Origin of the sequence: Fibrobacter sp. UBA3718 (genome assembly GCF_002371935.1) — a bacterium.
In the GTDB taxonomy this organism is placed as follows: Bacteria; Fibrobacterota; Fibrobacteria; order Fibrobacterales; family Fibrobacteraceae; genus Fibrobacter.
This window is the reverse complement of sequence record NZ_DFHR01000021.1, coordinates 71,424-92,320: the sequence shown is the minus strand read 5'-3', so window position 1 is coordinate 92,320 and position 20,897 is coordinate 71,424. Positions and strand designations below refer to the sequence as shown.

General features: G+C 54.3%; 17 protein-coding genes and 1 tRNA gene. 13 read left to right on the top strand and 5 right to left on the bottom strand.

The window, feature by feature from the left end; genetic code table 11:
* Window positions 1-15: 15 nt before the first annotated feature.
* The 5 genes from B4A77_RS07940 to B4A77_RS07920 are packed head-to-tail and all read left to right on the top strand — an operon-like array spanning window position 16 to window position 6,643.
* Entirely contained in the window at window positions 16-927 is a 912-nt protein-coding gene (locus B4A77_RS07940; RefSeq protein ID WP_173382566.1) for an ABC transporter ATP-binding protein, read from the top strand.
* Window positions 914-1,717, top strand: a complete 804-nt coding sequence (locus B4A77_RS07935) for an ABC transporter permease (protein WP_173365202.1) — start codon at window positions 914-916, stop codon at window positions 1,715-1,717. The genes B4A77_RS07940 and B4A77_RS07935 overlap by 14 nt, the downstream gene beginning before the upstream one ends.
* Window positions 1,714-3,312 carry a type IV pilus twitching motility protein PilT gene (locus B4A77_RS07930; protein ID WP_173382557.1) on the top strand — a complete coding sequence of 533 codons (1,599 nt, stop codon included), beginning with the start codon at window positions 1,714-1,716 and terminating at the stop codon, window positions 3,310-3,312. The genes B4A77_RS07935 and B4A77_RS07930 overlap by 4 nt, the downstream gene beginning before the upstream one ends.
* 12 nt (window positions 3,313-3,324) lie before the next feature.
* On the top strand, window positions 3,325-4,329 hold the full coding sequence (locus tag B4A77_RS07925; RefSeq protein WP_173365200.1) for an ATPase, T2SS/T4P/T4SS family: 1,005 nt from the start codon (window positions 3,325-3,327) through the stop codon (window positions 4,327-4,329).
* A complete protein-coding gene (locus B4A77_RS07920) occupies window positions 4,301-6,643 on the top strand; it encodes a patatin-like phospholipase family protein (protein WP_290739761.1) in 2,343 nt (780 codons plus the stop codon). The genes B4A77_RS07925 and B4A77_RS07920 overlap by 29 nt, the downstream gene beginning before the upstream one ends.
* Window positions 6,644-6,661: 18 nt before the next feature.
* Here B4A77_RS07920 and mltG read toward each other — a convergent pair whose 3' ends face one another.
* Complete coding sequence (gene mltG, locus B4A77_RS07915; RefSeq protein ID WP_290726213.1) at window positions 6,662-7,672, bottom strand: endolytic transglycosylase MltG; 1,011 nt, start codon at window positions 7,670-7,672, stop codon at window positions 6,662-6,664.
* Window positions 7,673-7,787: 115 nt separating this feature from the next.
* On the opposite strand from mltG, the gene B4A77_RS07910 reads away from it, so the two are divergent.
* The 4 genes from B4A77_RS07910 (at window position 7,788) to B4A77_RS07895 (ending at window position 13,109) form a co-directional block, all read left to right on the top strand.
* Window positions 7,788-8,207: a hypothetical protein gene (locus B4A77_RS07910; protein WP_254794669.1), complete on the top strand. Its 420-nt coding sequence runs from the start codon at window positions 7,788-7,790 to the stop codon at window positions 8,205-8,207.
* A 184-nt stretch (window positions 8,208-8,391) separates the two neighbouring features.
* On the top strand, window positions 8,392-11,871 hold the full coding sequence (locus tag B4A77_RS07905) for a CIA30 family protein (RefSeq protein WP_290739758.1): 3,480 nt from the start codon (window positions 8,392-8,394) through the stop codon (window positions 11,869-11,871).
* 150 nt (window positions 11,872-12,021) lie between these two features.
* Window positions 12,022-12,795, top strand: coding sequence for an AzlC family ABC transporter permease (locus tag B4A77_RS07900; RefSeq protein WP_290728440.1), 774 nt, complete (start codon window positions 12,022-12,024; stop codon window positions 12,793-12,795).
* Window positions 12,792-13,109 (top strand): AzlD domain-containing protein, encoded by a 318-nt coding sequence (locus B4A77_RS07895; RefSeq protein WP_072807790.1) that lies wholly within the window; start codon window positions 12,792-12,794, stop codon window positions 13,107-13,109. The genes B4A77_RS07900 and B4A77_RS07895 overlap by 4 nt, the downstream gene beginning before the upstream one ends.
* A gap of 68 nt (window positions 13,110-13,177) precedes the next feature.
* On the opposite strand, the gene B4A77_RS07890 is transcribed toward B4A77_RS07895, so the two are convergent.
* The 3 genes from B4A77_RS07890 to B4A77_RS07880 form a co-directional block, all read right to left on the bottom strand.
* Window positions 13,178-13,249 (bottom strand) — tRNA-Arg (locus B4A77_RS07890).
* A gap of 66 nt (window positions 13,250-13,315) precedes the next feature.
* On the bottom strand, window positions 13,316-14,629 hold the full coding sequence (rimO, locus tag B4A77_RS07885) for a 30S ribosomal protein S12 methylthiotransferase RimO (protein ID WP_290739754.1): 1,314 nt from the start codon (window positions 14,627-14,629) through the stop codon (window positions 13,316-13,318).
* Window positions 14,630-14,707: 78 nt separating this feature from the next.
* Window positions 14,708-15,544, bottom strand: a complete 837-nt coding sequence (locus B4A77_RS07880) for an SPOR domain-containing protein (RefSeq protein WP_173366554.1) — start codon at window positions 15,542-15,544, stop codon at window positions 14,708-14,710.
* Between the two features lie 234 nt (window positions 15,545-15,778).
* On the opposite strand from B4A77_RS07880, the gene rpsU reads away from it, so the two are divergent.
* Window positions 15,779-15,988: a 30S ribosomal protein S21 gene (gene rpsU, locus B4A77_RS07875; protein ID WP_173366553.1), complete on the top strand. Its 210-nt coding sequence runs from the start codon at window positions 15,779-15,781 to the stop codon at window positions 15,986-15,988.
* 162 nt (window positions 15,989-16,150) lie between these two features.
* A complete protein-coding gene (locus tag B4A77_RS07870; protein WP_290734213.1) occupies window positions 16,151-16,621 on the top strand; it encodes a GatB/YqeY domain-containing protein in 471 nt (156 codons plus the stop codon).
* 148 nt (window positions 16,622-16,769) lie between these two features.
* Here B4A77_RS07870 and B4A77_RS07865 read toward each other — a convergent pair whose 3' ends face one another.
* On the bottom strand, window positions 16,770-17,807 hold the full coding sequence (locus B4A77_RS07865; RefSeq protein ID WP_290739751.1) for an Rpn family recombination-promoting nuclease/putative transposase: 1,038 nt from the start codon (window positions 17,805-17,807) through the stop codon (window positions 16,770-16,772).
* A 287-nt stretch (window positions 17,808-18,094) separates the two neighbouring features.
* On the opposite strand from B4A77_RS07865, the gene B4A77_RS07860 reads away from it, so the two are divergent.
* Window positions 18,095-18,652, top strand: a complete 558-nt coding sequence (locus B4A77_RS07860; protein ID WP_290739749.1) for a phospholipase D family protein — start codon at window positions 18,095-18,097, stop codon at window positions 18,650-18,652.
* Window positions 18,653-18,891: 239 nt separating this feature from the next.
* Window positions 18,892-20,808 (top strand): hypothetical protein, encoded by a 1,917-nt coding sequence (locus tag B4A77_RS07855; protein ID WP_290739747.1) that lies wholly within the window; start codon window positions 18,892-18,894, stop codon window positions 20,806-20,808.
* Window positions 20,809-20,897: the final 89 nt, after the last annotated feature.

Sequence of the window (20,897 nt, the reverse complement as noted above, 5' to 3'; positions counted from 1 at the left end):
ATTATGGGTGATTTGATGATACAGATAGAACATTTGCACAAGACCTACCGCAGCGGGTTCTTGATGAAACCGAAGCCTGCGCTCAAGGACGTGAGCTTCAGCGTGGAACCTGGCCAGGTCTACGGCTTTATCGGGCCGAACGGGGCCGGCAAGTCCACGACCATCAAGGTGCTGACGGGTCTTTTGAATTTCGATTCGGGCAAAGTGCTCGTGAACGGAATCAGCCCCCGCGATGTGAAGAGCCGCCGCTTTATCGGCTATTCTCCGGAGCAGCCCTATTTTTATGATTACCTCACGGGCCGCGAACTCTTGCGCTTTTACGGAACGCTCGTCGGACTCGATGGCGCAGAACTTGACAAGCGCATCGCCTGGGCGCTCGACCTCTTGCACGCGAACAAGGACTGGATTGATCGCCGCCTGCGTTCTTACTCCAAGGGCATGATGCAGCGCGTGGGCATTGCACAGGCGATTCTCGGCAAGCCGAAACTCTTGATTCTCGACGAGCCGATGAGCGGTCTCGACCCGATGGGCCGCCGCGACGTGCGCGAGGCCATACAGCAGTTGAACCGTGACGGGGTGACCATTTTCTATTCGAGCCACCTGCTGAGCGACGTGGAAAGCATCAGCCACAAGGTCGCGATGATCGTGGATGGCAAGATTGTGCGCGAAGGTACGGTCGACGAGATTACCGAGTCGTGCGGGGTGGAATACCACGTGCGCACCCGTAAGGCGATTCTCGAGAGCGACCTGCCGCAGGGAGTCTCGCTTACGGGACACCCCGAAGAATTTGTGTGCGAAGACGATAGCGCCCGCGACCGCCTGCTTGCCTTCTGCCTTGCGAACGGGATTGCGGTCGAAAAGATGGACCACAAGCGTCCGAGCCTTGAAGACATTTTGACGGAGGAAATTGCCCGTGCAGACGCTTAAGCATATTGCAATCATTGCGCACAATACGTTCCGCGAATCCATACGCGACAAGATCCTTTACAACATCGTGTTCCTCGCGATTGCGCTTACGCTTTTCAGTATCGTGCTCGGTGAATGGTCGGTGTTCGACCGCGCCTACGTGATCAAGTCCACGACGCTTTCGGTGATGAGCCTTTCGGGCCTCCTGATTTCGATATTCGTGGGCATCAGCCTCGTGCAAAAGGAAATCCAGCGGCGCACGGTGCTCACGCTGCTTTCGAAGCCGATTAGCCGCGTGACGTTTATCGTGGGCAAGTACTTCGGTCTTCTGGCGGTGGTGGCTGTTCATCTCACTTTGCTGACCGTTATCTACTATGTGATGCTGTTCCTCACGAACGCGGAGCCCACAGCAAGCCTGCTCCTTGCCATCTACCTCATCTTCTGCGAGATGGCGGTGGTGATTGCCGTGGCGCTCCTGTTCAGTAGCTTCAGCAGTACGGTACTTTCGGCGCTCTTTACGCTTGGCGTGTATTTCGCAGGCCACTTGAGCAACCAGCTCCTGGAACAGGTGCGCTTTGCGAGCCGCATGGGCGAGATGGGAGATGCCTCGACGGCGCTCTTCGAAAAGGCGGCTGTCGTGATTCACGCGGTTTTCCCGGGACTCTACCGTTACAACGTGACGAGTTACGTGGTGCATGGGCTTGCACTCCCGGATCTGTATTTGTTCTGGAACACTGTATATGCGGTTGGCTATGTGGGGCTGTTCCTCGCAATCGCTAGCTGGTGGTTCAGCCGGAGGGATTTCTTATGAGAAACCAGTATATGGCAAAGGTCCTCGTTCACAACAAGGTGGTGACGCAGGAACAGGTTGATGCCCATTGGGCCGAAGCGAACGACCAGGTCGATATCGGCCAGGTGCTCGTGAATGCGGGGCTCTTGCAACAGGCGATGTATGAGAAGGTCCTTGCTTTCGTGAAGAACCTGGAAGCAAAAAATGCGGCTGCGGCTCCGGCAAAACCCACGCCCGCTGTACCTGCGGCTCCCGTACCTCCGGTGAAACCTGCGGCGCCGGCTGTCGCGAAACCGGCTGCTCCTGTCGCTCCGGAATCTGCTCCAGAAGAGCCCGCCCTGCAGATCGAGGGCAATAATATCTACGGCGAATCGTCTTCTTCGAATATGGTGGTCGAGAAGGTATCGGGCCTCGAATCAACGAGTATCTCGAACATCGGAATCTTGACAGAAGCCGAGGCTATGGCGGCTGAGGGCGAAGATGGAGAGCTGCCGTCGCGCTTTGCGGTTGTTTCGGGCGAAGGAAGCGAAGTGTCGGCGCCCGAGACTCTGCTTACAACGATGAGCCTCAAGAAGGTGATGGCGTATGCGCGCAAGTTCGGCGCCACGGACATTTTCCTCTTCGCGGGCCGTCAGGTGATGATGCGCCAGTCCGGTTCGTTGTTCCCGGTGACGGAACAGTCGCTCGACAAGACGCGCGTGACGGAGTTCCTTACGGAGGCTTCCTCCGGTTTCGCCGATGGGTACCAGGTGGTTGCCGGCAAGAATTTTAGCAAGACGTTCGGTCTTCCGGGCGTTGGCCGTGGCAGGATTTCGGTTACGTGGGATGATGTGAATCCGAGCGTGTCCATCCGCGTAATCCAGAACGAAGCGGTGTCGTTCGATAATTTGTTCCTTCCGCAGTTCTGCCAGTCTTTTGCTGACTTGCCGAGTGGCCTGGTCCTGATTGCGGGGCCTTCGACAAGTGGGCGGTCTACGACGATTGCGACTTTTGCCGAGATGATTGCGGAAAGGCGCCCGTGCTATATCCATACGGTAGAACGCCCCATAGAACGCCTGCTCAAGAATCCGAACGGAGCACTTGCTCAGAAGGAAGTCGGTCTCCATGTGAAGACGGGCGTCGCGGGTATTGAGCTTGCTCTTCGCGATGGTGCGGATGTCATCTGTTTTGACCATCTGGAATCGATGGAGGAGCTGGATCTGCTTCTTCAGGCAGCCAACGCGGGCGTACTCGTGTTTGCGGTAACGGGCGGAAACAACATTCACGCCCTGCTATCCAAGCTGCTCGTCTCTGTCCCTGAATCGCGGAGGAATTCCTTTGCCTGCACGCTTGCCGACCAGCTGAAGGGAGTTATCGTGCAACATTTGGTGCCGGTGGTGCAAAATCAGGGACTTGTGCTTGCGTGCGAGGCGATGCGTGTCACGTCTACGGTGGCGAACATGATCCGCAAGGGAGATCTTTCTCAGCTGGCGCAGGCGATTAGCAGCCAAAAGGACCAGGGTATTACGCTCGATGATTCTTTGCAGATGTGTGTAGAATCGGGCTATATCGATGGCGCAGAGGCATGGAAGCGTGCCTACGATAGCCGCCGTTTTGCGGCGTATAAGCCGGCTTAAGGAGATTGTGTTATGGCTACAGAAATCGAACCGATTTTAGATTATGTTGTCAACATTGGCGCAAGTGAGCTGATTGTGACAGAAGGTGCCGCTCCCGCTGTTCGCCTTGCTGGCAAGGTGGGCGTTGTTCCCGATGCTCCCGAGGTGGAATTCGGTTCTCTTCGCGAGTTCCTGGGCGCAATGGAAGGCGATACGGGTTTCATGGTTTGCGGCCCGTGGGCTGGATGCAAGTGGCGCGTCCGGTTTTTCCGTGCGGCCCTCGGAAACGCAGCCGTGTTTCGCCCGCTGATTGCGGAATGTCCGTCTTTTGATTCCTTGGGCGCCCCGCAGTCTGCCTCGAGCCTTTTGGCGCTAAGTTCGGGATTGGTCGTGTTTGCAGGGCCGGCATGCTCGGGCAAGACGACGACCGCGACGGCCTATGTGAGCTCTCTTTGCGAGTCCCGGGTGTTGCGTGCAAGCCTTCTGAATGGCTTCGAAGAAATTCCCGTGAATATGGGCGGTAGCCTTGTCCTGCGTGATTCCTCGGGCTCGGTGGCCGACCGTATTTCGCAGGCGCTCCGCAGTGGTTGCGATCTTATATGGCTTGGCGATTTCAGCGGCGAAAACCTGTTGCCGATGTTGCGTGCCGCAGAAGCGGGTGCGCTTGTCGTGTGCAACGTGACAGCGGGCAATTCTGCCGGAGTGATGGATGCCCTACTTTCGATGGTCCCCTCCACGGAGCGTGACCTTTGCCGCACGATGCTTGCCGCCTATCTCAAGGCAATTGTTGTACAACGGCTGCTTCCCGGTGCTTCCGATGGAACTCCGGTGTCTGCCTGGGAAGTGTTGTTCAATACGCAGAAGGTTGCTACGCTTATTCGTAGCGGCGAATTTTTCAAGCTTTCATCGATTATCGCCGCTTCGGGTTCGGAGGGAATGCTTCTGATGGATGATTGCTTGGCCGAACTTGTGAAGGCGGGGTACATTGCCCGCGATGTCGCGGAGAGGTATGTCTCTAACGTCGCGCTTCTCGGCTAGGTTGTTTAGAACCGTTTGCACGGCGGCCCTTGCCGCTTTTTCGCTGCTGCCCGCCCAAGCTACGGATTCCACGCAGGCTCTGGTTGCTGATACACTGTCAGGGCAGTTGCCGGAATCGCCCGGGAATGTCGATTCGCTCGCGGATGCCGCTGCGACCCTTGAAGCCCTGAGCACGGTTCCCGATTCGGTTCAAAATCGGAATCCCGATCCGGAAAAGGATTCCGCGGTTTCCTCTCGCCAGATAAAGTCCGTTCTTTATTTGGGAGGCGGGGAGAATTCTCCGTGGTTCCACCTCGGCGTGCTTTATGCGGTTGAAGCTTATTCTGTGCCTGTAGATTCCGTTGTAGGGACTTCGTGGGGAGCCTTTGTCGGATACCTCTGGACGAAGGGCGTCTCGCTGGATGACATCCAGCGGATTTTGCGCGACGAGGATTTCTCGAGAATACTTTCTTCTAAAGAGGGTTTTGCCGGGGAGCCCCGCTACAGGCTTCCTGTTTCGGAGTCCGGCATGCCGGCTCTTCGCGAACGGTTTTCGTTCTATGTCGATTCCTCGGGAAATGTTCACAGGCGACAGAAATTGCTTATCCCCGATTCGGGTAACGTGCAGTCGTCTCTTTCTTATCTCCGCCTTCAGGAATCGATTTTGCGCCATAGCGGAAAATACAGAATCCCGTTTTCCGTTTTGGGTTGTGACGGCTCGCTCGGAAGTTCGTTCAAGGAAGTCATGGGGAGCTTGCCTGTGAAGGGAAGCGAAATGCCGGGAGACTTTTGCCCTTACCTTGCGCTCCCTGCGGAAGATTCTCCCGACGAAATGGCGATTATTGCGGTTGCGGCCCCTCTCCGCGGAGAACTTCGTGTCTCGGGACCGCAGAAGGCGATTGCGTTGAATACTCTAAAAAATCTTGGGTCGCAGCCCGGAATCGTAGTGCGTCCGCATACGGTGTCGGATACTTCGCGCAACGGCTGGATCCAGGCGGGATTCTCTGCGCTCGAATCGAAACTCTCTCAGATGGCTCCCATCGGCATGCGCCGAGGCGACTACGGTTCGGCTCACGTGGCGTCCATTCCGTGGTTCAAGTTCAAACCCTCGTTCGATAGCCTGTCCGCCGAGACGCATTCCCCCGTGAAATCCTACTGGAGCGAAAGCGATACGGGAATTGTCGCTCCGAGAAATTTTGCATACAGCCTTTTGCGGTTCCCTGCGATTGATTCCGTGGCTTTCGACATGCAGCTTGATGGGGATGTCCTAGTGGATGCCGAAATCAGGCCGACTTTCGATGTGGCTGTTGGCGGGTTCGGGTCGAATGTCATCGGTCCGAATGCCTATGCCGAAATCGATTTTTATCATGTGGATCAGATGGAAATCCAACTGATGTTTTCCGGTTTTTGGGGCGGAACCTCCTATGGCTTTGCCCCGAAGGCTCAAATTGGCCGGCTCTGGAGTTTGGATTGGGGAATGGAAGTCGGGTATACCTGGCAGAAACTCCAGCCGTTAAAAACCTTTGCCGAAGACGTTCCCGGATATTACAGGATCCGTTCCGAAAAGAAGAGCGATATCTTTGCATCCATGTTCTACAGGTTTGACAAGCACCAGAAGGTTTCTGCGGATTTCCTTTTTGCGGATCGCGTCTACGAACTTGAACGCCGCTACTATCCGGGCGGGGAATTCGAGATGTATCCTGCGTCGCAGAAACTGCGCTATGAATATGTCTCGGGCGATGGACGGGTCTGGTTCTCGGAAAACGGCTTTGCCTTCCATGGCGATATTGGCCTTACGTCCATCGGCTACGACTTCGGATTCGACGAGATTATCCCGACATTCATCACTTCGTATTTCGATGCGCAGTATGCCATTTCGCCCAAGCCCTTCGTGACATTGAATGCGCTTGCCGCCTTCGCGATGAACAAGTACCATAAGCATGGTTACGGTTACGTATATCCGGAATCCTTCGAGATTGAACCCCTCGACAACTGTATCCGCCCCCGCATCGCGGCGACGCCCTGGAGCATGGAATGGATTAATCCGGATTTGGTGTCGCACCATTATGGGTTGGTTCGCCTGCAGGGAGGCTTGCATTACAGGGGCTCCGGACTCTGGCTTAATTTTGCCTATGTCCATGATTTCGAGGAAAATCCGACCGCGACTTTCGGAAAGCACAGGTTCGTCTTTGAACCGGCCCTGCGCTTGGCCTACAAGTCCGTTAAGATTTATGCAGGAATGTCTCGTGTCGTGGATAGCGAAACCTTCGGCGATCTCGCGGATTTCGACAACTATAGCTACTTTATCCGAATCGGCGAATACGACCTGTTCTAGGATTTAGATTCCGCCGTTCTATTCGCCGCGGTTCTTTGCCGCCACGTCCTTGTACTTGTTGTGTTCGGAGAGCGTCTTGCTGAAGAAGTGCGTCATGCTCCCGTCATCCTTTGCGACAAAGTAAAGAGCCTCGGTCTTGTCGGGGTGTAGTGTCGCCTGTATCGCCTTGCGCCCGGGGTTCGATATCGGGCCCGGCATGAGCCCCTTGAACTTGCGGGTGTTGTACGGGCTGTCGCTGTTGAGCTGGCTCTTGTAGATGGGCCCGGTCAGGTTCCTGAAGATGAACCGCACCGTCGGGTCTGCCCCGAGCGGCATGCCAATCCTCAGTCGGTTGTGGAATACTCCGGCGATAAGCGGGCGCTCATCGGGAATGCCCGTCTCCTCCTCGACTACGCTTGCCAGTGTAAGCACCTTGTGCCAGCTGCCGAGCGTCTTCCACATGGAACTAGCCGAGTCGGGCATGAACTGGTCGCGCACCTTCAGGTTCGCTGCCACCATCTGCTTGAGTATCGTCTCCTCGTCCGCGTCGATGGGGAAGGGGTAGGTGTCCGGGAGCAGGTAGCCTTCCAGCGAGTTCGCATCGACTCCGAGGCTTCGGGCGAACTTCGGGTCCTGGACGAGTTCGTTCCAGCGTTTTTCGTTCAGGTCCGGGAACGCCTTCTTGAGATAGGCGGGGATCTCCCACGAGGCCCGACCTTCGGGTATGGTCACCCGGCGTACCGCGGTCTTGCCGCTCCCGATGATGCCTGCAATTTCGTCGAGGGTCTGGTGCGGGGGTATCTCGAACCAGCCGGCCTTCGGGGAGGGCGGGTTAAGCTTGCACCAGACCTTGTAGGCCAGTTCGTCGTCCCAGATTCCCTTCTCGCGGAGGATGCCGAAAACGTGCCCGGCGGAACTCCCCTTGGGTATATTTATGAGCACGGTTTCGCCGTTTTTGGAGGTCTCGGCCAGCCGATTTTTCATCTGGAAGGCGAAAAAGGCACAGGCGAGGGCTAAAAAAACGCAAAAAATGGCAAAAATCTTCTTCATGATGTAAAAATTTAAAAGAAATTGTGACCAATTGCAAAAATAAAAGGTATATTCCTTATGCATTGTTGAATATTTTACCTTGTTTTTGAGGAACGATATGAAAAAGCTTTTCGTAATGGCACTTGGTTTGATGGTCGCTGCAGCCTTCGCTGCTCCCAATAAGGTCAAATCCAAGCTCGGTGATATTGAACTCACCAAGGAAAAGGGTGGTGGAAACGTAGTCTGCACTGCCGGGTTCAATGACGAACTTACCATCGTCAAGGACGGCGATACCGATGTGCTGGTCAAGGGTAGCTGCGGCCAGGGCTGGGTACCCAAGTCCAAGGTCGAATACGTTGCAGCTCTCGCCGGCGACAAGTCCATGAAACTCGATGGCGTGGACGTGGTGGGCTGGCTCGATAACCCGAGCGCCGTGTTCGTGTTGGAAAACGACGACATGGACTTCGACGGTGTGAACATCGACCGTGACTTCAAGGAATACCTGCAGCACACGATGGACCGCGAAACCATGGAAATGCACAACAACGAAAACTAATCGTTGCCGCGTTTCGAACGGATTTACGCCCCGCATTAAGCGGGGTTTTTTGTTTCTGTTGGCCGGGGAACGTTTACTGCGGTAAACGGCAATCTTTCTGCTGTGTTTTTTGTCACGTGGATTTTTGGCGTGTAGAAATTAAATTTGGGGGTAGGGAATGGTGTAACCTTTGAAGGATGTGTGTATGAGAAAGATTACGCTTTTGATGGCTGCCCTGTTGGCGGCGAGTGCGTTCGGTCGTGTCGGGCCTGTGAGCCAGTACGGCCAGCTCCAGGCGGGCAAGAATTCCAGCGGCAAGGGCCAGATCTATGGTAAGTGCAAGGGCGTTACCAGTGGCAACGAAGTTGCCGTGCAGGGCATGAGCCTTTTCTGGGCGATTGCGAGCGGTGATGCCGGTGCGGATTTCTGGACGGCAAGCACTGTGGATAAATTAGTAAAGGACCAGAAGATTCAGATTATCCGCGCACCCATGGGTGTCGACGAGGAATGGGGTGCCGGCAACTATTTCTCCAAAATGGATTACTACAAGGGCCTGATGAATACGGTGGTCCAGGCCGCCATCGATAACGACATCTACGTGATTATCGACTACCATAGCCATTGTGCGGAGGGTGATACCAGCAAGGCCAAGCAGTTCTTTGGCTACATGGCCGAGAGGTGGGGCGGCTATGACAACGTGATTTTTGAAATCTACAACGAGCCGAAGAATTCCTGCGGCGACTCGTGGGTGGATGCAAGCGGGGCGAGGACCTATTGGGTGAACGGCATCGCTCCCTATGCGAGGACCATTCTCAAGACGATCCGCCAGTATTCGGACAACCTTGTCGTGGTGGGAACCCCGTACTACGACCAGTATACGAACGCGGCACTCGCGGATCCGATCAATGACAATAACATCGCCTATACATTCCATTACTATGCGGGCGAGGATCCCTACCGCCATACGATCGACAACCAGGGCAAGAATGCAGAAGATGCGATGAACGGCGGACTTTCCGTATTCGTTTCCGAATGGGGCAATTCGGCACCTAGTGGCAACGGTGGATTCAACGCTTCTTATAGCACCGATTGGTACAACTGGATGAAGAAGCACAACCTTTCGGGAGCCAACTGGTCTGTCTCGAACAAGGATGAGACGGCCTCGTACTTTGACGGTGGCGCCTGGAATTATTCGACGAGCGGTCAGTGGGTCAATACTAATGTGTTCGCTTCACTCCCGTCATCCTATACGGCATGTTCTACGACTCCGACCTCCAGCAGCTCCATTGCCAGTTCTTCGAGCTCGCTGCCTGCGGGCTACACCGACTACATCGACGACCTGGAAGACGGTGACGGCTTTGCCTTTACCGGTGGCGAATGGTACGCCTATACCGACAAGGGCGACAAGGGTGCATCGACGATTTCCAACGGTCCTGGCAGAAACGACGGCTACAATGTGGTCTTCTCGGGCTCTACGGCAGGCAATTCTACCAAGTACGTGGCGGGAGTGACCGGCGTGAAGCTTTCGCAGGGCGACAACCCATACGACCCGTATGTGGCGCTCGGCGTGGCCCTGAACGAATCGCAGACCGCCTACGATCTTTCGGCCTGTAACGAAATCAGCTACAGGTACAAGGGTGCCGCGCACAACTTTAAGGCCGAAGATACTGACGTGACGGATTACGGCTACCACCAGATAACAAAGGCCGCATCGGGCTCATGGACGACGGTAACGATTCCCTGGAACATGCTGTCGCAGGAAGCCTGGGCCAAGCCGGTGACGCTTTCCAAGAAGCGTGTCGCCAAGTTCACCTGGGAAATCAAGGGTACGCAGCCGAGCATGAACTACCTGTATGTCGATGACGTGCGCTGCTCCGGTTTGGCGTTTAAGCCTGTACCGTCTCCGACATCCAGCAGTTCTTCCGTGATGAGCAGCTCGAGCGTAGCTTCTTCTTCCAGCATGTCCTCGAGTTCCTCCAAGGTCCAGATGGTGCTCCAGCTTACGAGCGGGAAAGCAGACCAGACGGTGACTGCGGGCTATTCCATCGAGTCTATCGTCTACGGCATCAAGAATGTCACGAATATCAGCGTTGCCGGGCTTCCCGCCGGATTGAACGGCGTGGTAAGCAAGAGCAATACGACCTTCACGATTTGGGGAACGGTCGCCGATTCTTTGAGCGACAAGGAATACTCTTATATGGTTACCGCGGTGGGAGCCGACTCGACTGCGACCGCTACGGGCAAGATAACCGTGAAGCACAAGCCGGTAACGACGACGGTTTCTGTGACGAACAACTCGACGCAGACGGTGACCGCTGGTGATTCTATCAAGCCTATCGTGCTCAGCTATGCCAATATGGATTCTGCAAAGGTGACGGGGATTCCGCAGGGAACATTCTCGATGCTTCAGGACAAGAGCGCGAAAACGCTGACGATTGCCGGCGCTGTGGACGAAAGTCTTTCCGATAAGGAATACACGGCAACGGTGACGGTGTACGGTCCGGACAACAATGCGACTGCCTCCGCGAAGATTACGGTGAAGCATAAGCCGTTGGTGACCTTGATCGAGCTTGTTAGCGGGAATTCTACGCAGACGGTGACTGCGGGCGATGCCATCGAACCGATTGTCTACAGGTACGAGAATATGAAACAGATTACTTTGTCGGGAATACCTGCTGGCCTAAAAGGAACGAAGGATGACAATGCGAAGACGTATACGATTTCGGGTATTGTAGCCGATTCGTTGACCGACTATGTGTATGACTATACGATAGCGGTGACCGGTCTCGACAACAATACTTCTGCAACGGGCAAGATTACGGTATTAGGACGGTCTTCCAGTTCTATCGCATCTTCTAGCAGTGAGGAAAGCTCGAGTTCCGCTGAATCGTCGTCTAGCATCGAAAGCTGCTCTTCTGAAGAAAGCAGTTCAAGTGTCGCTTCGTCCAGTTCGTCGATTGAATCGAGCAGTAGCGAAGCGTCTTCTTCGGGCGTAGAAATTGAGTCCAGCAGTTCGGAAGAATCGTCTTCCAGTTCTGCCGAATCTTCTTCGAGCGATGCGAACCAGGTTGTTGTGACGGGTAGCCTGAAGCAGACTGTTGCTCGCGGCGAAGCGTTTGAAACCATCACGTTCAGCAATGTGCGGTCGTTCAATCGCGATACATGGAATATCTGGTTCTTTAATTTCAAGGAATCTGGTGAAGTGGTGACCGTTGAAGGCACCGTGCACGAGGGCTTCCCGGTAGGTACGGCTGTAGAAACCGTGACGGTTAACGGGCAGAAGTACGAGATTACGTTTGTCGTGACTGCCCCCGAAAGCAGTTCCTCCGTGACGAGCAGCTCAAGCTCGGCGCTTTCTTCTTCCAGCGAGTCTCCGGTTTCGTCCTCGAGTGAAAATCCTTTGACATCCTCGAGTGCCGAGCCTGAATCCTCTTCCAGCGAAGGCACGACAGTCGCCATGTCGCGCGTATCAAACCCGCTTTCAATGGCTGTTGCCGGCCGTACGCTTCATGTCTCGGGCGCAAGCGACATGTCGGTAGAAGTATTCGACATGCAGGGCTCTCCGGTGGCGACCTTCGCGCATGTGAAGGGCTCTGTGAATCTCGAAATGCTCCGTCAAGGCAGCTTCGTCGTACGTCTCCGCGCGGGCTCCAGCACGCTGGTCCGCCGCATTGTGGTGAAGTAACAAGGAAAATATTGCACCGATAGCTGCCCACGCAAATAATCCACGTAGTAGGGAAGGCAAAGCCTTCCCTTGTTTTTACGCCTTCTTATAAAATGCGTAAATTTGCATATTTGCATAGATTTCCTATAGAATTTTTCTATATTTGTCGCCATGAAGTTTTCTAAAGGCGTCCAGGACGGCCTTCCGATAGGCCTCGGGTACTTCGCGGTGTCGTTCTCGTTCGGCATCGCAGGCTCCAAGCTTTTGAGCTGGCCGCTGGTCACGTTCATCTCGATGACGAACCTCACCTCGGCGGGCCAGTTTGCGGGTCTCCAGATTATGGCCGATGCCGCGGGCACGTTCATCGAGATGGCGATTGCGACTTTCTTTATCAACCTGCGCTACAGCCTGATGGCGATTTCCCTGTCGCAGAAGGTGGCTCCCAGCTTCGGTACGGGCAAGCGCCTGCTGTTGGCAACGGGCATTACGGACGAAATCTACGCGCTTGCGGTAAGCCAGACGGAACCTGTGACGGCGCGGTATTTTGCGGGCCTCATGGTGCTCCCCTACATCGGGTGGTCCTCGGGTACGCTCTGCGGGGCGGTCTGTGGCGAGATCCTCCCTGCGGTAGTGACGAACGCCCTCGGGGTGGCGCTGTACGGCATGTTTGTCGCAATCGTGGTCCCGCAGATGAAGGCGCATCGACCCACGCTTATCGCCGTCCTGATTGCAATTGCCTGCAGTTGCGCGTTCAGGTACGTGCCTGCGCTCAGTGGCGTGACTGTCGGGTTCGCGATTATTATCTGCGCGCTGATCGCCTCGCTCCTCGGTGCAGCCTTCTTCCCGGTAAAGGACGATGACGATTCGACCGATGACCAAAATGTTGCGCAACCTTCCGGTGCGCAACCCGCGGGGGAATGCGGACAAAGTAAGGAGAGCGCATGAACCTGAGGGATTACTGCTTCTTCCTGCTCGTGATGGCGGGTGTCACCTACCTGCTGCGTGCGGTGCCTTTCGTCCTTTTGAAGGGCAAAATCAAGAGCCGCTTCTGGCGTTCCTTCCTCGCGTACGTTCCCTACACGGTTCTCGCCGCGATGACGGTGCCTGCCATCTTCTATTCCACGAACAGCGTGCTTTCGGGAGCGTGCGCGCTCGTTGCCGCAGTCATCGCGTCGCTCCTCGGGCGCGGCCTCGTAGGTGTAGCCGTTGTCGCCTGCGTTACGGTGCTCGGTGTCGACGGCATCATGCTGCTGCTATAAATCATAAACGGCTCGCGATAAGCGACACGCATCGCAAATAAAAAAGCGCTCCGTGCGGAGCGCTCTAATACCCATGTCCGGAATCGAACCGGAATAACCTCCTTCGGAGGGAGGGACACTATCCATTGTGATACACGGGCCCGGCCAATGCAATTCCGCGCGTGGCGGAATCCATCCGGTTTTGCGAATGCAAATATAGTAATTATTCAGTCCAGAATTTTGACAATCAGCTCGTGCGGTTCTGCGTCTACCACCAGCGCGTCGTGGAATTCTCCCACGTCGGCGTCGCCCTCGAGCACCTTCACGACGTCGTCGTTCTCCATCGAGTTGCCTTCGGTGCGCCCGTAAAAATGGTATTCGCTTTCTTCCGCCACCTGGTCGATGATGATGCGTACCTTTTTCCCAATCATCGATTCAGCGTGTTCCGCGTCGATTTCTTCCTGCAGGTCGGTCACGGCATCGAGCCTTGCGCGAGCCTCGCTCTCGTCAACGGCAGGCAGGTCCATGTTCATCACGGGAGTGCCTTCCTCGGGGCTGAACACGAATCCGCCCAGGTGGTCGAACTGGATGTCTTCTAGCAGTTCCATCAGCTCTTCAAAGTCCTCGTGCGTCTCGCCGGGGAACCCGACAAGTACGGTCGTGCGGAGCGTGACTCCCGGAATGCGCTCGCGAATCCTGTGCAATATGTCGACGAGCTCCTTCTTGCGGTAGTTCCTCTTCATGTTCTTGAGCACGTTGTCGCTGGCGTGCTGGATAGGCATGTCCACGTATTTCACGAGGCGCGGTTCGTTCGCCATCAGGTCTAAAAGTTCGTCGTCCACGAACATCGGGTACCAGTACAGCGTGCGTATCCACGGGATGTTCGTGTTGTCGAGAATCGCGCGGAGCAGGCCGGCCAAGGTGCCGCCCTTCTTGCCCTTCTCGCGCCCGAAGTATGTCGTGTCTTGCGCGATGAGGGTAATCTCCTGCACGCCCTGTTTTTCAAGTTCCTTGGCTTCTGCCACAATGTCTTCGATAGAACGCGAAACCTGCTTCCCGCGGATCAGTGGAATGGCGCAGTAGGCGCAACGGCGGTTGCAGCCTTCCGCAATCTTCAGGTAGGCGTGGTGCTTGAACCCGCCGAGGTTCATGCGCGGGAGGTTCTCTGCATCGCAGCTTTGCGGGGCGACGATTCCCATCTTCTTCAGGAGTTCGCCCGGCTTGTACGTGCCTACCCAGTAGTCCACCTCGGGCAGTTCCTTCACGAGTTCGTCGCCGTAGCGGCCCGAGAGGCAACCCGACACAATCAGTTTCTGCCTTGCCTTCTTGCTTTTAATTTGTGTGAGAATCGTGTTGATGGATTCTTCCTTCGCAGCCTCGATGAACCCGCACGTGTTCACCAGGATGTAGTCCGCCTTGGCTGCGGAATCACAAGTCGCGAACCCTGCGTGCAGCATCTCGCCGACGAGGTTCTCCGCGTCGACCTGGTTCTTGGCGCATCCTAAATGGACAACGAAAACTTTGGGCTTCTTTGTAGGCATGTTTGCAAATTTAGAAAATAGGTCCTGCAAAAAAAAGAGCCCCGGAGGAGCTCTTTTCGTAAAGATTGCGCGAACCGCTTATTCCCAGTCGTCCACGAAGTCTTCGGCAGGTGGGGCAGGCGGGGCTGCGGGTGCCGGAGCGGGAGCGGGTGCAGGCTCCGGTGCAGGAGCGGGTTCTGGTGCGGGAGCGGGTGCCGGTTCAGGCTCGGGTGCGGGCGCAGGTTCCGGTTCCGGTGCAGGCGCAGGTTCAGGTTCCGGTGCGGGCGCAGGCGCGGGAGCCGGTTCAGGTTCAGGTGCCGGGGCCGGTTCGGGCTGGTTGTCCTGCGGAGGAGCGTAGTACGAACTGGATTCGCCGCTGTTGTCGGAATCGCCGGCCGGATTGCCAACTTCGTCATTCTTGCTGTTGTCGACCCACCATTGGAAGTTCAGGGCCGAAAGCACCTGCTTGCCGTATTCCTGGGCATTGGCGTAGGTTGCAAAGAATCCGACGCGAACGCGGTAGTAGGTACCTTCGAGTTCGCCCGGGTTTTCCACTTCGGCGACGTAGGCCTTGATGTTCTGTTCGGCAAGCTTCTTGACGATGCCGTCAGCGCCCTTCTTCGAGGGCTGGATGCTCACCTGGATTACAAACGGACCTTCACTTTGCGGCTGGATGTCGCCTGTAGCGGTCGGTGCCGGCGCGGTTTTTGACTTTTCTTCAACAGCGGGTTCTGACTTGGATCCTTGGGAAAGGGACTGGATGGGTACCAATTCCGGCTCGTCTGCTTGTTCGGCGGCAGCGGGGGCCTTTTCTGTGGCTGCCGGTGCGGCTTGTTTCATGTCCGGAACGATTTCCTGTTCCTCTTTGCTGCAACCAACAAAGAGCGCGCCTGCGATGACGGCGGCACAAAGTGGGTACGACCATGCTGATTTCATTCGGAATCTCCCAAAAACGATGTAAAAAACCTAAAAGTAGGGGCTTTCTGGTAAAAATATATATAAGTCTTTGAGGAACCGCAAGTTATAAATAAGAAAATAACGAAAAAAAGCCCTAATTTCGCAAATATGCGACTGAAACTTCTGTTTTGAAGTTACCCTTGACGAAATCCCGCGAGTTAAATATATTTGGCTATCCAAAAAACGAATATCTAATTCAACCAAAGGATTATCGTGATCGGCGTAATTGTTAAGTCCAACGAACCTTTTGAACGCGCTCTCAAGCGTTTCACCAAGTCCTGCGAAAAGAATGGCATCATTTCCGATGTCAAGAAGCGTCAGCGCTTCGAAAAGCCTTCTGAAGAAAAGAAGCGCGTCGAAACGGCTGCCCGCCGCAAGCGCTTGAAGGAAATCGCTGACCAGAACCGCAAGCGCCTCTACTAGTAGGCGTCCGGCTAGGCCAAGGTGTCTTGGCTGCAGTCCAGGGTTTTTGAAGGTTTTTGATTTGAGTGATGAGTCGTCGGTCCATGACCGGTGGCTCGTTGCGTGTTTTTAGAACTTTAACCACGACGCCAGGAGCGGGGCGTTATCCGCTCGGGGTAAAACATGAGCAGTGCATTGCTGACAAAGATTAAGGACGATATCAAGGCCGCCATGAAGGCGCACGACGCCGAAACTCTCGGAACGCTCCGTACCCTCCATTCCGACATCAAGAACGAAGCCATGAAGTCTGGTGCCACTCCGGCCCAGATTGAAGAAACCATCACCGACGAGATGTGCGTCGACGTTCTCGCTCGTAGCGTGAAGCAGAAGCAGGAAGCCATCGAAATCCTCAAGAAGGGCGGCTTCATGGACAAGGTCCCGGCCGAGGAAGCGTGCATCGCTCTGTATCGCAAGTACATGCCGGCCGAAATGACCGAAGACGAAGTCAAGGCCCTCATCGCTGAAATCAAGGCGGCGACCGGAGCCTCTAGCCCCAAAGACATGGGCAAGATCATGAAGGAACTTTCCCCGAAGGTCAAGGGCCGTTTCGACGCCAAGCGCGCATCTGCCTTGGTTCAGGAAGCGTTGAAATAACTGTAAAAAAGTCCATTTTACGTGACCAATCGCAAGTTTAGCCTTGCGGTTGGTATTTTTTTATAAAATGAAATACATACCTTGCATATTACAATACGGCATGCCAACGTTTGTGTTGACATGCCTTTTTTGAACTGTCGTTTGACGCTTAGAGCTTGCGGATTTCGTCTTCGGTGAGCTTGGAAACCTGCATAACCTTTTCTACGGGAATTCCAAGATCGAGCATGGCTTTCGCCATTTCCCGAGCCTTGTTCATTTCGCCTTCAGCACGACCTTCAGCACGTCCTTCTTCGCGCCCTTCGGCACGCCCTTCCTCACGTCCTTCAGCACGGCCTTCCTCACGGGCGCGGACCTTGAGGGTCGCCAGGTAGTCCAGTTCTTCTTCCGTCATCACCATGTTTCTTGCCTGCTGTTTGAGGATGCTGTCCGGAGCAGTCTTTACAAGAAGGCGCTTAATCGCCTGGGCGATTACATCGTCGTTGAAGTCGGGAAGCGAGTCGGATTCGCCGGCGTGCTTCAAAAGCCAAAGCCAGCGGTCTTCGTCAGTCTCTACCTGTTCTTCCGTCTTGTCGAACTGCGTCAGGTCATAAAGAATATACTTAACTTTGTCGGTCAGCGTCAACCCCTTCTCGTTACGGACGCCCCAGGTGCCGCAGTAGCCGTCCTGCTGTTCCAGGCGAAAATCGCAGACCCAGATGGCGTAGGTGGGAGGAATTTCGTAGCGGGAGGCTTCGCGCAGAGCGCGTTCCTCGTCGGAAAGATCCCTTGCGGATTCCTTAAAGAAATCCTGGTCCCATTCATACTTGCTCTGGAGCATGAAGGCGCTGTGTTGCAAAAGGATGCGCTCGATAAAGCGACTGTGCTTCGCCTTCTGCATCTCCACATTAATGCAGTACCCGTTGGACGTTGTCGCGCGGATGTCGAGGCGGAAAGTTTTGGTCTGCGGGAAAAGGATGTTCACCTCGGTGTTCTTCACCGTAACGGAAACGATTCGCTTTTCGCCCTCCAGGTGGAAAACTCCGTTCAAGAAACTCACAAGAGCCTCGGGGTCGTTCAGGAAAACCTTGAATGCCACATCGTAGAGCGGGTCCAAGTAGGTGCGTTTTTTGATTTTTTCATAGGTCAGTTGTTCCCAGTATTCGCGGGATGCTTCCGCAAAATCGGGAAAGACGGGATTGATAGACATAAAAGTCCTTTGCCGTATATGCGGCAGAATAGGGGCGTTGCCCCAGAATGGGATTGTTAGTGATTGTATGTGCGCCAAGCCATTGCTTGGCGGAAGTCTGTCACCTTGCAGGAGGAGGCTCACTCCCGTGATCGGCTGCGTCGCTTGCCGACTTTATACCTGCTTTCTTTAAACGCTAGGCGCAGATGGTGTAACATCCGGGCCGGGAACTCGCTTGCTTTGATGTTCTGCAAGTTTACCGCTGTCGTCCGGGTTGTCCGAATACGATAACGAATATATAAAAACGCATGACAAAAAACAAGAGCAAGGTTATCTTTACTCCCGTGCCCACATTCACCAAGTACATCCAGAACGAGGAACATTACTCCGAGGTCATCGCGCGGATTGCGAAGGTCCGCGAGACGTTGTGGATCGGCACTGCCGACATCAAGGATGTCTACGTGAAGCAGGACGGCGAATCGATGCCACTGCTCGGGCAACTGGCCGCACTCCTGAAGCGTGGCGTTGGCGTGCGGCTCATTCACGCGAAGGAGCCCGGCCCGAACTTCCGCGAGGACTTTGACCGCTTCAAGATTTTGGCGACCGATCTCGAACGCGTCATGTGCCCGCGGGTGCATTTCAAGATGATGATTTTCGACTTGGAGACCGCCTACATCGGTTCCGCGAACTTGACGGGTGCGGGCATCGGCATGAAGAGCAGCTTGCGCCGCAACTTCGAGGCGGGTATCCTCACTAACGACCCCGAACTCGTGCAGCCCGCGATTGAACAGTTCGACACGCTCTGGATGGGCTCGCACTGCAAAAACTGTGGCCGCCAGGAATTCTGCGGCGACCGGATTAAGTAGAAAAATTTGTAAAATGTCATCTTTTGACATTGAATTGAATGTATATTTGAAATACGAAAAAAGTTGGAAATCGATTTGCTTTTTTAGATAAAAGCGCGATATATAAAGTAGAAGGCTTTTATTTGACAATGTAAACGGATTTCAGCGGATTTTAGCGAGTCATAGGCTGTTCCTATTTGCGCCCTCGCGGGCACGCCCTAAATTTTTACAGCCCGACTCGCAACTTTTGAGGATGCATTATGAATCTTGAACTCATTTCGTATTTCAATGTTGCCTTGAGCAATACCGAGGGTGACGCGAAAGCTCTCTCCTTCGAAGAAGTGAACGCCGAGGCCGCCCAATATGGGTGGTTGGTGCATCCTGATTGCTGCAACTCCGATACCCTGCAGTGGGTCCGAGAAGTTGCCAAGACAAAGTACAACAAGACGTTTTACAAGGAATGGGCGGATATTGTATCCAAGACGCGATTTGAACTCCTGGTGGATCAGCTGTGCCATTACGCATCGACCTACGGAACGGGCTTTACGGAGGGTGAAGGCTATATGCCGAACCATGACGATGTCGTCATCCCCTTCAAAAAGTTCAAGGTCATTTTGCCGTGCGCCAAGAGGGAACTGTTCGACAAGTGCGCGGGGCTTATCAAGTCGGGTATCGCCATGAATGGGCAAACCCAAAAGATTTGTTCGGAATATGTTGTAAGCGCTCTTGCCGAATGGGGCGAATTCGGTTTTTCGATTGACGATGTGAAGAACAAGGAAGCTCAGGCGACGATAGCCTCTTTGACGGGCGTGTATCCGCAAGATGAATTCGCTTTGCTTCGTTGCCTGGTCTATCGTGCGACCGGTTCTACCATGCTTATCAAGAGCAAGGACGCTATTGCCTGCGTAAAAAAGAATGCAAGCAAAATTCCCCTTGGCGCTTTGTCTGATGCCCAGCTTGTGAAACTCTCCAGGATTTTCCTTCGCTTTAAGCCGCTCTTTCTCGCCATGAAAGCGAGTGCAGAAAAATCTCCGATTTTGAATCCAGATTTTATTGCGGCGGCACAGAAAATCGGTGTTGAAGTTCCAGCTGAAGCAGAAAAAAGTGTATCAAATGCCTCCGTTGTAAATAAACTCCGTAAGCTTGCCGAAAAGAACCATACCCCTCTTGAAAAGGGCTTTTGGGAAACAGTTCTTGTCGAGAAGAAAAACCTTGAAGATGTCAGGAAAAACGTCGGCGGTATTTCGAATTTCAAAAAGGCGACGCTCTTGCAGGGCGTCAAGATGCGACTTTCGGGGCAGTCGGGGCAGTGCTACGTCATCCGCAATGGTAAATTGTTCGTGCGCGAAGGCTATGCCCCAAAAAATGACGATATGTATTTGATGCAGGTCTATACGATTCTCCATGATTCGCTAGTTGAAAGTCTCAAGCCGAAGGCTTGCACGGTTCGCTATCCGAAGGGCTTGAACATTGCGGTCCCTTCCAGCGAAAAAAATTTCATTGGCAATTACCCCATGGGAACAAGTGTAGATTTGGGCGACGACCATAACATTGTCGGAATTTATTGGCATAATGATTGGGGCACGAACGATTTCGACCTCCATTACATGTCGCTTGACGGGGCGTCTTATGGCTGGAATGCCCGTTACAGTTCCCAAAGCGGCAACAAGGAAACTGTCATTTACTCTGGCGATGTAACCAATGCGCCCAATGGGGCAACGGAATTGATGTATATCGGCGGGAAGGCTCCCGAAGGAAAATTCGAAGTTTGCAGATTTAGTGGAACAACGAATGATTCTCAGTTCAAGTTCTTTGTCGCTCGATGCAACCGTGCTTCGTTGAATTTGGACAAGAGCGAATGCGGTCCGATGGTGGATCCAGGCGATGTCGTGGCGGAATTCATGATTCCTGTAGAAGGGTACGAACGGAAGAATATCGCGATGACAATCGATAATCGCTTTGTGCTGATGGACTTGAATATCGGCAGCGGAAGGGTTCCCTCGCGTAAATTGGAGAAAATCGTAATAGACAAGTTCCGTGTAAAAGTAAGATCTTTTCTAAATTTGAAGGAGGTTCTGGAAGCTGCTGGCTTTACAGAAGCCAAAAGCGACGATGACGAAGTCGGGCTGGACTTGACGCAGCTGAGCAAGGACTCCCTCATCGAATTGTTCGCGTAAGATTTTTAAGACAGGCATAGAATGTTCCTATTTGATGCCATGGGTCGCCGGTTCGAGTCCGGCCAGGGGTACGGGCCCCTGTAGCTCAA

Excerpts from the sequence above, each read along its gene's own strand:
- B4A77_RS07940 (WP_173382566.1), top strand. The coding sequence starts at position 16 with ATGATACAGATAGAACATTTGCACAAGACCTACCGCAGCGGGTTCTTG.
- B4A77_RS07930 (WP_173382557.1), top strand. The coding sequence starts at position 1,714 with ATGAGAAACCAGTATATGGCAAAGGTCCTCGTTCACAACAAGGTGGTG.
- B4A77_RS07925 (WP_173365200.1), top strand. The coding sequence starts at position 3,325 with ATGGCTACAGAAATCGAACCGATTTTAGATTATGTTGTCAACATTGGC.
- B4A77_RS07920 (WP_290739761.1), top strand. The coding sequence starts at position 4,301 with ATGTCTCTAACGTCGCGCTTCTCGGCTAGGTTGTTTAGAACCGTTTGC.
- mltG (WP_290726213.1), bottom strand. The coding sequence starts at position 7,672 with ATGAAGAAGATTTTTGCCATTTTTTGCGTTTTTTTAGCCCTCGCCTGT.
- B4A77_RS07910 (WP_254794669.1), top strand. The coding sequence starts at position 7,788 with ATGGCACTTGGTTTGATGGTCGCTGCAGCCTTCGCTGCTCCCAATAAG.
- B4A77_RS07905 (WP_290739758.1), top strand. The coding sequence starts at position 8,392 with ATGAGAAAGATTACGCTTTTGATGGCTGCCCTGTTGGCGGCGAGTGCG.
- B4A77_RS07900 (WP_290728440.1), top strand. The coding sequence starts at position 12,022 with ATGAAGTTTTCTAAAGGCGTCCAGGACGGCCTTCCGATAGGCCTCGGG.
- B4A77_RS07895 (WP_072807790.1), top strand. The coding sequence starts at position 12,792 with ATGAACCTGAGGGATTACTGCTTCTTCCTGCTCGTGATGGCGGGTGTC.
- rimO (WP_290739754.1), bottom strand. The coding sequence starts at position 14,629 with ATGCCTACAAAGAAGCCCAAAGTTTTCGTTGTCCATTTAGGATGCGCC.
- B4A77_RS07880 (WP_173366554.1), bottom strand. The coding sequence starts at position 15,544 with ATGAAATCAGCATGGTCGTACCCACTTTGTGCCGCCGTCATCGCAGGC.
- B4A77_RS07870 (WP_290734213.1), top strand. The coding sequence starts at position 16,151 with ATGAGCAGTGCATTGCTGACAAAGATTAAGGACGATATCAAGGCCGCC.
- B4A77_RS07865 (WP_290739751.1), bottom strand. The coding sequence starts at position 17,807 with ATGTCTATCAATCCCGTCTTTCCCGATTTTGCGGAAGCATCCCGCGAA.
- B4A77_RS07860 (WP_290739749.1), top strand. The coding sequence starts at position 18,095 with ATGACAAAAAACAAGAGCAAGGTTATCTTTACTCCCGTGCCCACATTC.
- B4A77_RS07855 (WP_290739747.1), top strand. The coding sequence starts at position 18,892 with ATGAATCTTGAACTCATTTCGTATTTCAATGTTGCCTTGAGCAATACC.